A 9,303-nucleotide genomic window follows, 5' to 3' on the forward strand; every position below is an offset into this window, starting at 1 on the left:
GGGCCGCCGGGAAGCGTCAGGAGGGGGTGGTGCGGGCGGCGTCCAGCAGCCGGTCGGTCTCCTCCCCGCACAGCCGCAGGGTCCGCCCCACCAAGCCCAGCGTCCTGCGCTCGCCGGGGGTGTAGGGGCCGTCGGCGAGCGCGATCCGGGCGCCCAGCAGCAGCAGGCTCTCGCGACCGGGCCCGGCCAGGTGCGGGGCGAGCGGGGCCAGGGCCTCGTGCAGCTCTATCTCCATGGTGACCCCGTCGGAGCCCACCGCCGCGAGCAGGGCGACCAGCTGCTCCTCGGAGCAGCCGGTGAAGCCGGCGGCCCGCACCCCCTCCACGGCCGCCTCGCGGGACGACCGCGCCTCGCAGCCGCCCACCGCCAGCACCGCCAGCGCGACGGCGTGCACGGCGTCGCGGAGCATGGCGCCCAGCCGGGTGGTGGTGGGGTGGTCGAGGGCGTCGGTGCCGAAGTGCCCCTCGCAGGCCGCGCACTCCAGCACGGGCCCGGCCTCGCCTCTCGGCAGCACGGGGAGGCCGAGCACCACCAGGCGGCGGCGCCCGGTGCGGCGTCTGTAGTTGCGGTCGCCGCCGCAGGAGGGACAGAAGAACTCGCCGTCGTCGACCGTGTGCCAGGCCGTGCGGACGCCCGCCAGCCGCAGTCTCCGGCCGTCCCGGCCCCGGGGGTGCACCACTGCCGTACCTCCGTCACGCTCCTGCGCCATTGCCGCGTGGGCGTGATGTTAACCACATCGATGAGGTGCCGTCAGTACCCCGGAAGTCACCCGTCTCTTCCCCTCGTGGCCCTTGCGAGCCGGGCCGGAGGGCGTACGCGCAGGTCGGGAAGGGTCGCGCGGCGCCCCCGCGCCGGGTGGAAACCTTTGCGAAAGCATGGGGCGCCGAGGACGCCCGGAGCCCCGGCAAACGGCTCGCGTACCGCCGCCGCGGCCAGCAGGATGACGCCCGTGAACACCATCCACCCGAACGACGCGGACATCACGCGAGCCGGCGCCGGCGGCATCGCGGGCGCCGTGACCGTCACCGGTCCGGAGCGCACGGGCGAACAGCGGCTTCCCGGCGGAAGACGGCTGGGCTGGGCGGAGTGGGGGCCGCGGGACGGCCTCCCCGTGCTGTTCTGCCCGGGCGCGGGCACCAGCAGACACCTGGGGTTCGGCGCCGGCGCGGTCGCCCGGCTCGGAGTGCGGCTGATCTCCCTGGACCGGCCCGGCCTGGGCGCCTCCGGTCCGCTCCCGGGGCGCACCTTCGCCGATTTCGCCGAGGACGTCCGCGCGTTCACCGCCGCCCGGGGCCTGGGGCGGCCCGCCATGGTGGGCAACTCCCAGGGGGCGCCGTTCGCCCTGGCCTGCGCCGAGCGGGACGTGGTGGCGGCGCTCGCGGTGGTGTCCGGGGCGGACGAGGTCGCCGAGCCGCGGTTCGCCGACGTGCTCCCTCGGGAGCTGCGGCGGCTGGTGGACACCGCCGTCGCCGATCCGCCCGCCGCGGAGCGGATCTTCGCCGGTCTCACACCCGGCGCCCTGCGCGAGATGATCGTGTCGAACAGCCCCGAGTGCGATCTGGCGGTCTACCGGGACCCCGCCTTCGACGCCGCCTGGCGGCGCGCCCTGGAGGAGGGCTTCGCCCAGGGGCCGGGCGGCTACGCCCGCGACACCGCCCTGGCCATGGGCCGCTGGAGCGCCCACGGGCTCGACCCTTCGCGCATCGCGGTGCCGGTGGACCTGTGGTACGGCGAGGAGGACACCGGCCACTCCCCCGACCGGGGCGCGGGCCTGGCCGCCCGCATCCCCGGTGCGGTGCGCCGCACCGTCCCCGGCGCCGGAGGCGCGGTGCTGTGGACGCACGCCGGGGAGATCCTGCGCACCCTGCTGGGGCACGCCCGTCCCCCGCGGTGACCTCGTGGAGACGGCCCGCCCCCGCCGGACGTTCGTCCGGCGGGGGCGGGCCGTCTCCCGGCGGAAGAGCGCGGCCGTCGGTCACAGGGCCATCGGGCCGCCGGTCCTCCCGGCCGTCAGCGGTAGGCGCGGTTGACGGCGGAGACGATCGCCTTCAGCGAGGCACGGGTGGTGTTGGGGTCGATGCCGATGCCCCACAGCACCTTGCCGTCGATGGCGCACTCGATGTACGAGGCGGCCTGCGCGGAGGCTCCCTCGCTCATGGTGTGCTCGGTGTAGTCCAGCAGCCGGGCGTCGATGCCGATGCCCTCCAGCGCGTCGAAGAACGCGGAGATCGGGCCGTTGCCGCTGCCGGTCAGCACGGTGTCGGTGCCGTCGACGGCCGCCTCGACGGTGAGGGTGTCCACGCCGTCGGTGTCGGTGGTGGTCTGGCCGTTGCGGACCTGGATGCGGCCCCAGGGGTTGTCGGGGTTGGGCAGGTACTCGTCGCGGAAGGTCTCCCAGATCTGCGCCGGGGTGATCTCGCCGCCGTCCGCGTCCGTCCTGGCCTGGATGATCTTCGAGAACTCGATCTGCATCCGGCGCGGCAGGTCCAGCTTGTGGTCGTTCTTCAGGACGTAGGAGACGCCGCCCTTGCCGGACTGGGAGTTGACGCGGATGACCGCCTCGTAGGAGCGTCCGACGTCCTTGGGGTCGATGGGCAGGTACGGCACCGCCCACTCGATCTCCTCCACCGGCTTGCCGGCCGCGGCCGCGTCGGCCTCCATGGCCTCGAAGCCCTTCTTGATGGCGTCCTGGTGGGAGCCGGAGAAGGCGGTGTAGACCAGGTCTCCCGCGTACGGGTGGCGCGGGTGGATCTCCATCTGGTTGCAGTACTCGGCGGTGCGGCGGATCTCGTCGATCCCGCTGAAGTCGATCTGCGGGTCGATGCCCTGGCTGAACAGGTTCATCCCCAGCGTGACCAGGTCCACGTTGCCGGTGCGCTCGCCCTGTCCGAACAGGCAGCCCTCCACCCGGTCGGCGCCGGCCATCACGGCCAGCTCGGCGGCGGCCACGGCGGTGCCGCGGTCGTTGTGCGGGTGGGTGGACAGGCAGACGAACTCGCGCCGCGACAGGTTCCGCGACATCCACTCGAAGCGGTCGGCGTGGGTGGAGGGCGTGGAGCGCTCGACGGTGGCGGGCAGGTTCAGGATGATCTCGCGGCCCTCCTCGGGCTGCCAGACGTCCATGACCGACTCGCAGACCTCCAGGGCGAAGTCCAGCTCGGTGTCGGTGAAGATCTCCGGGCTGTACTGGTAGCCGAAGACCGTCTCGTCGCCCAGGATCTTCTCGGCGTACTCGACCACCAGGCGGGTGCCGTCCACGGCGATCTGCCGGATGTCGTCCCTGGAGCCGCGGAAGACCACGCGCCGGAAGACCGGGGCGGTGGCGTTGTACAGGTGGACCGTGGCGCGGTGGGCGCCGGCCAGGGACTGCACGGTGCGCTCGATCAGGTCCTCGCGGGCCTGGGTCAGCACCGAGATCGTCACGTCCTCGGGGATGGCGCCCTCTTCGATGATGGAGCGCACGAAGTCGAAGTCGGTCTGGCCGGAGGAGGGGAAGCCGACCTCGATCTCCTTGTAGCCCATGCGGACCAGCAGGTCGAACATCTCGCGCTTGCGGGCGGGCGACATCGGGTCGATCAGCGCCTGGTTGCCGTCGCGCAGGTCGGTGGACAGCCAGCGGGGGGCCTTGGTGATCCGCTTGTCGGGCCAGGTGCGGTCGGGCAGCTCGACGGCCTCGTAGCCGCTGTAGCGGTGGATCGGCATGCCCGAGGGCTTCTGGGTCACCGTGGCGGCGGTGACGGGCGTGGGGCGGCCTACGCGGGAGGAATCACTGCTCATGTGGACTGGGCTCCTGTGGAGGGCGATGGGCTTCGAAACGCTTTCCGAACGCTTTCGAAGGGGCCGACGACGGCATCACCGAACTCCGCGGGGAGGGGGTCGGCCGTGTGACTACAGGCCCTCGCCGCGGCAGCTAAGGAGAAGCAGCCCAAAACGCATGATGCGGTTCAGCGTAACCGAGGCGGACGGTGCGTGGCGGCGCGTATCAGTATGCGAGAACTCACATGGGTGAGCACGGCTCTCACGGACCGGCCCCCGCACCCCGCCGGGGCGGGGTGCGGGGGCCGGGTCGTACGGCGGCCTGCGGGCGCGCCCTCTTCCGGGTGTTTCTAGAAGCCGAGCCTGCGCAGCTGCTTGGGGTCGCGCTGCCAGTCCTTGGCGACCTTGACGTGCAGGTCGAGGTAGACGGGGGTGCCCAGCAGCGCCTCGATCTGCTTGCGGGACTTGGTGCCGACCTCCTTGAGCCGGCTGCCCTTGGGGCCGATGACGATGCCCTTCTGGCTGGGGCGCTCGATGAAGACGTTGGCGTGGACGTCCAGCAGCGGCCGGTCCGCCGGGCGCCCCTCGCGCGGCGTCATCTCCTCGACCACCACGGCGATGGAGTGCGGCAGTTCGTCGCGCACTCCTTCCAGCGCCGCCTCGCGGATCAGCTCGGCGACCATGACCTGCTCGGGCTCGTCGGTGAGGTCACCGTCCGGGTAGAGCTGCGGGCCCTCGGGCAGCAGGGGCACGAGCAGGTCTGCCAGCAGACCCACCTGGTCGCCCGCGGTGGCGGAGACGGGGACGATCTCGGCCCACTCGATACCCAGTTCCTTGCCGAGCCGGTCGACGGCCACGAGCTGCTCGGCCAGCGCCCTGGAGTCCACCAGGTCGGTCTTGGTGACGATCGCGACCTTCGGGGTGCGCTTCAGAGCCGCCAGCTCGCCCGCGATGAAGCGGTCACCGGGGCCGATCCTCTGGTCGGCCGGCAGGCAGAAGCCGATCGCGTCGACCTCGGCCCAGGTGGTGCGCACCACGTCGTTGAGGCGCTCGCCCAGCAGGGTGCGCGGCTTGTGCAGGCCGGGGGTGTCCACCAGGACGAGCTGCGCGTCGGGGCGGTGGACGATGCCGCGCACGGTGTGGCGGGTGGTCTGCGGGCGGTTGGAGGTGATCGCGACCTTCGTTCCCACCAGGGCGTTGGTGAGGGTCGACTTGCCCGCGTTGGGGCGGCCGACGAAGCAGGCGAAGCCCGCGCGGTGCGGCGCGGACCCCGTCTGCTGCTCGGGCCGGGGGGAGGGGGAACGGTCGCTCATGGTGGCCATTCTCCCCGATCCGCGGGGCGCCCCGTACCGGCCGCGTCCCGCCCCCTCCTCCGCCCGGCGGTTCAGCCCGCGGTGACGGTGGAGCGGACCGCGCCGTCGGGGCCGGCGAGCAGCACCGGGGTGGCCGGGCCGCCCAGGTCGTGGACGGCGGCGAGGTCGGCGGAGGGCACGGCGGGCGCCTCGGAGACCACGGCCGCGGCCTCCAGGGACTTGGCCCCGGACGCCACCGCCATCGCGACGGCCGTCTGCAGCGCGCTCAGCCGGAGCGACTTCAGGGCGACGGTTCCGGCCACGTACGTGCGCCCGGTCTCGTCGCGCACGGCCGCGCCCTCGGGCACGGCGTTGCGGGCCCGCGCGCTGCGCGCGAGGGTGACGATCTTGCGGTCTTCGGGATCCAGGTCGGCGGGTTCGCTCATGCGGGTGAGCATATGTGCTCACCGCGCGAAGGGGCGGCCCGGGCCGGGAACGGGCGCCCTGCCGTCCCCTTCCGCGCCCGCCGCCCTTCGGCCCCGCCCGTCAGCCGCCGGCCTCGGCCGCCGCCTCGTCCTCCGGCTCCGGCGCGGGGGCGCGGACCGGCTCGACCAGGACCGTGACGATGCGGTTGCGGCGGCCGGCCGGGGACTCGGCGGTGAGCCGCAGGCCGCGCAGCGCCGGCTCGCCCCGGTGCTCGCCGCGCCCCTCGGGCACCTCCACCGTCGCGGTGGCGCCCGCGATGGGGACGCGGCCCAGGAGCTTGGCCAGCAGCCCGCCGACCGTCTCCACGTCCTCGTCCTCCAGGTCCAGGCCGTACAGCTCGCCCAGGTCGCCCAGGTCCAGGCGGGCGGTGACCCGGTGGCGGCCCTCTCCCAGGTCCTCGACGGGCGGCAGCTCCCGGTCGTACTCGTCGGTGATCTCGCCGACGATCTCCTCCAGGATGTCCTCGATGGTGACGATCCCGGCGGTGCCGCCGTACTCGTCGACCACGACGGCGACGTGGTTGCGGTCCTTCTGCATCTCGCGCAGCAGGTCGCCGGCGTTCTTGGTGTCGGGGACGAAGACGGCCTGCCGCATCGCCGTGGAGACCAGGTCGTTCTCGGTCTCGCGGTTGATGTGGACCTTCCGGGAGAGGTCCTTGAGGTAGACGATGCCGACGATGTCGTCCTCGTTCTCGCCGGTCACCGGGATGCGGGAGAAGCCCGAGCGCAGGGCCAGGGTGAGCGCCTGGCGGATGGTCTTGAACCGCTCGATGGAGACCAGCTCGGTGCGCGGCACCATCACCTCGCGCACCAGGGTGTCGCCCAGTTCGAAGACCGAGTGCACCATGCGGCGCTCCTCGTCCTCGATCAGCGCCTCCCGCCCCGCCAGGTCCACCATGGCCCGCAGTTCGGCCTCGGTGGCGAACGGGCCCTTGCGGAAGCCCTTGCCCGGGGTCAGGGCGTTGCCCAGGAGGATCAGCAGCTGCGGCAGCGGGCCGAGCACACGGGCCAGCGGCAGCAGCACGTACGCGGCGGCCGTGGCGGTGTTCAGCGGGTGCTGGCGGCCGATGGTACGCGGCGAGACCCCGACGGCGACGTAGGAGACGAGCACCATCGCGCCGCCGGCCGCCGCCAGCGCCTGCCAGGTGCTGGCGAAGGTGTGCAGGAAGCCGTAGGTGACCAGGACTCCGGCCGACATCTCGGCGGTCACCCGCAGCAGCAGGGCGAGGTTGAGGTACCGGGTGGGGTCGGCCGCGACGGCGGCCAGCTTGTCGCCGCCGCGCCGCCCGGAGCGTACGGCCTCCTCGGCGCGGTAGCTGGTGGTGCTGGCCAGGCCGGCCTCGGCGCAGGCGGCCAGCCAGGCGAGGCCGACCAGGAGGACCGCCGCGGCGATCAGCGGGGTGCTCATGTCGTCGTCGGGGCCGGGGAGGGCCCCTCCAGGCCGCGCTCGGCGCGCCAGCCGTCGACGATCGCCGCCTGGAGACCGAACATCTCGGTCCGCTCGCCGGGCGTCTCGTGGTCGTAGCCGAGCAGGTGGAGCACCCCGTGGACGGTGAGCATCTGCAGCTCCTCGTCCATGGAGTGCTTCGTCGGGGCGTCGGCGCCCTGCTTCTCGGCGACGTCGGGGCAGAGCACGATGTCGCCGAGGAGGCCCTGCGGGGGCTCGTCGCCGTCCTTGGAGGGCGGGCGCAGCTCGTCCATGGGGAAGGACATCACGTCGGTCGGGCCGGGCAGGTCCATCCACTGCTTGTGGAGCTGCTCCATGGCGTCGGTGTCGACGGCGATCACCGACAGCTCCGACAGCGGGTGGATGCGCATCCGGGCGAGGGCGTAGCGGGCGATGTCGAGGATCGCCCGCTCGTCGATCTCGCGGCCGGACTCGTTGTTGACGTCGATCGACATGTGGGTGGCGGTTGCTTTCCGTTACTTTCGGTCACTGCCGTCGGTGGTGCCGTGGCTGTCGTCGTAGCGCTGGTAGGCGTCGACGATACGGCCGACCAGCTTGTGCCGCACGACGTCGGTGCTGGTGAGCCGGGAGAAGTGGACGTCCTCCACGCCTTCGAGGATCTCCTGCACCTGGCGCAGGCCGCTCCTGGTGCCGCCGGGCAGGTCGACCTGGGTGACGTCGCCGGTGATCACGATCTTGGAGTCGAAGCCGAGCCGGGTGAGGAACATCTTCATCTGCTCGGGATTGGTGTTCTGCGCCTCGTCCAGGATGATGAAGGCGTCGTTGAGCGTCCGGCCGCGCATGTACGCCAGCGGCGCGACCTCGATCGTCCCGGCGGCCATCAGGCGCGGGATCGAGTCGGGGTCGAGCATGTCGTGCAGCGCGTCGTACAGCGGCCGCAGGTACGGGTCGATCTTCTCGTAGAGGGTGCCGGGCAGGAAGCCCAGCCGCTCCCCCGCCTCGACGGCGGGCCGGGTCAGGATGATGCGGGTGACCTGCTTGGACTGCAGGGCCTGCACCGCCTTGGCCATGGCCAGGTAGGTCTTGCCGGTGCCCGCAGGGCCGATGCCGAAGACGACGGTGTGCTTGTCGATCGCGTCCACGTAGCGCTTCTGGTTGAGCGTCTTGGGGCGGATCGTGCGGCCGCGGTTGGACAGGATGTTCTGCGTGAGCACCTCGGCGGGTGTCTCCTCGGCGCCGCCGTCCGCGTCGCGGAGCATGGCGATCGATCGTTCCACCGCGTCCTCCGTCAGCGGTTGGCCGGTGCGCAGCACCAGCATCATCTCGTCGAACAGCCGCTGGACGAGTTCGACCTCCGCCGCCTCGCCGGTCGCGGTGATCTCGTTCCCGCGCACGTGGATGTCCGTCGACGGGAAGGACTTCTCGATCACACGGAGGAGGGAGTCGCCGGAACCCAGCACCGTCACCATCGGGTGCTTGGCCGGGACGGTGAAACGGGCACTCGCTTGGGTGGACCGTGCCTGGTCCGTCTGTGTCTGAGTCATGGGCCGGCTCTGTGGCCTGCGCGTCCCTCTCTGTCGCTGCTGTGCCGCCGGTCTGTCGCCGCCGCGCGCCTGGACTTCCAGGGTACGACGTGGCGCTGACAGGTCAGTAGCGATTTGTATGCCCGGCTCCGCGGGCGGGTGCCGCGGGGTGGGTCAGGGCCGGCGGAATCCGATGGTCGGCACCGCGCGGCGCAGCGGCCACGGCCGGGCGCAGCCGGGCAGCAGGGCCTCCAGGAAGCCGTAGCGGCTCAGGGCGGCCGGGTCCTGCTCGTCGAAGTCGCGTACGCGCTGCCACCAGGCGGCGACCTCGACCCAGCCCGGCGCGGACAGCGAGCCGCCGAACTCCTGCACCGACAGGGCGGCGGTGAGTCCGGCGAAGGCCAGCCGGTCGGCCAGCGGCCAGCCGGCCAGGGTGCCGGTGACGAAGCCGGCCACGAACACGTCCCCGGCGCCGGTGGGGTCCAGGGCCTCCACCGAGATGGCGGGCACCTCGGCGGTCTCGCCCGTGGCGCCGTCCACCGCGACGGCGCCCTCGGCCCCCATGGTCACCACGGCCAGCGGCACCCTCTCGGCGAGGCGGCGGGCGGCGGCGCGGGGGCAGTCGGTGCGGGTGTAGCGCATCGCCTCCTGGGCGTTGGGCAGGAACGCGTCGCAGTGCTCCAGGTCGGCGAGGTCGTCCGGGTCCCAGCGGCCGGTCTCGTCCCAGCCGATGTCGGCGAAGACCCGGCTGCCGGAACGGGCCGCCCGCGCGATCCACTCCTGGCGCCTGCCGGGCTGGAGGGAGGCGACGCAGGCGCGGGCGGCGGGCGGGGCTCCGG

Annotated in this window: 9 protein-coding genes; 1 reads left to right on the plus strand and 8 read right to left on the minus strand. The window is 72.9% G+C overall.

Annotation, left to right across the window (positions count from 1 at the left end; genetic code table 11):
• Positions 1-16: 16 nt before the first annotated feature.
• Positions 17-709: a TerB family tellurite resistance protein gene (locus L7D48_RS21100; protein ID WP_256463072.1), complete on the minus strand. Its 693-nt coding sequence runs from the start codon at positions 707-709 to the stop codon at positions 17-19.
• 363 nt (positions 710-1,072) lie between these two features.
• On the opposite strand from L7D48_RS21100, the gene L7D48_RS21105 reads away from it, so the two are divergent.
• Entirely contained in the window at positions 1,073-1,894 is an 822-nt protein-coding gene (locus tag L7D48_RS21105; protein ID WP_237881373.1) for an alpha/beta fold hydrolase, read from the plus strand.
• A gap of 116 nt (positions 1,895-2,010) precedes the next feature.
• On the opposite strand, the gene leuA is transcribed toward L7D48_RS21105, so the two are convergent.
• The 7 genes from leuA to L7D48_RS21140 all read right to left on the minus strand — a co-directional run.
• The gene (gene leuA, locus L7D48_RS21110; protein ID WP_237881363.1) at positions 2,011-3,777 is read right to left on the minus strand and encodes a 2-isopropylmalate synthase; all 1,767 of its coding nucleotides are present in this window, start codon (positions 3,775-3,777) and stop codon (positions 2,011-2,013) included.
• Between the two features lie 329 nt (positions 3,778-4,106).
• Positions 4,107-5,078: a GTPase Era gene (era, locus tag L7D48_RS21115; protein ID WP_237881365.1), complete on the minus strand. Its 972-nt coding sequence runs from the start codon at positions 5,076-5,078 to the stop codon at positions 4,107-4,109.
• A 62-nt stretch (positions 5,079-5,140) separates the two neighbouring features.
• Positions 5,141-5,506 (minus strand): cytidine deaminase, encoded by a 366-nt coding sequence (locus L7D48_RS21120; protein ID WP_206351164.1) that lies wholly within the window; start codon positions 5,504-5,506, stop codon positions 5,141-5,143.
• 88 nt (positions 5,507-5,594) lie between these two features.
• Entirely contained in the window at positions 5,595-6,941 is a 1,347-nt protein-coding gene (locus L7D48_RS21125; RefSeq protein WP_237881367.1) for a hemolysin family protein, read from the minus strand.
• Complete coding sequence (gene ybeY / locus L7D48_RS21130; RefSeq protein ID WP_101254243.1) at positions 6,938-7,435, minus strand: rRNA maturation RNase YbeY; 498 nt, start codon at positions 7,433-7,435, stop codon at positions 6,938-6,940. The genes L7D48_RS21125 and ybeY overlap by 4 nt, the downstream gene beginning before the upstream one ends.
• A gap of 21 nt (positions 7,436-7,456) precedes the next feature.
• Complete coding sequence (locus L7D48_RS21135; RefSeq protein ID WP_237881369.1) at positions 7,457-8,485, minus strand: PhoH family protein; 1,029 nt, start codon at positions 8,483-8,485, stop codon at positions 7,457-7,459.
• A 153-nt stretch (positions 8,486-8,638) separates the two neighbouring features.
• On the minus strand, positions 8,639-9,303 hold a 665-nt coding region (locus tag L7D48_RS21140), incomplete at its 5' end, for a PfkB family carbohydrate kinase (protein WP_237881371.1).

Source organism: Streptomyces sp. ICN903 (assembly GCF_022015835.1).
In the GTDB taxonomy this organism is placed as follows: Bacteria; Actinomycetota; Actinomycetes; order Streptomycetales; family Streptomycetaceae; genus Streptomyces; species Streptomyces fenghuangensis.

Coding starts and splice junctions, on each gene's coding strand:
- L7D48_RS21135 (WP_237881369.1), bottom strand. CDS start 8,485: ATGACTCAGACACAGACGGACCAGGCACGGTCCACCCAAGCGAGTGCC.
- leuA (WP_237881363.1), bottom strand. CDS start 3,777: ATGAGCAGTGATTCCTCCCGCGTAGGCCGCCCCACGCCCGTCACCGCC.
- L7D48_RS21125 (WP_237881367.1), bottom strand. CDS start 6,941: ATGAGCACCCCGCTGATCGCCGCGGCGGTCCTCCTGGTCGGCCTCGCC.
- L7D48_RS21100 (WP_256463072.1), bottom strand. CDS start 709: ATGGCGCAGGAGCGTGACGGAGGTACGGCAGTGGTGCACCCCCGGGGC.
- L7D48_RS21120 (WP_206351164.1), bottom strand. CDS start 5,506: ATGCTCACCCGCATGAGCGAACCCGCCGACCTGGATCCCGAAGACCGC.
- ybeY (WP_101254243.1), bottom strand. CDS start 7,435: ATGTCGATCGACGTCAACAACGAGTCCGGCCGCGAGATCGACGAGCGG.
- era (WP_237881365.1), bottom strand. CDS start 5,078: ATGGCCACCATGAGCGACCGTTCCCCCTCCCCCCGGCCCGAGCAGCAG.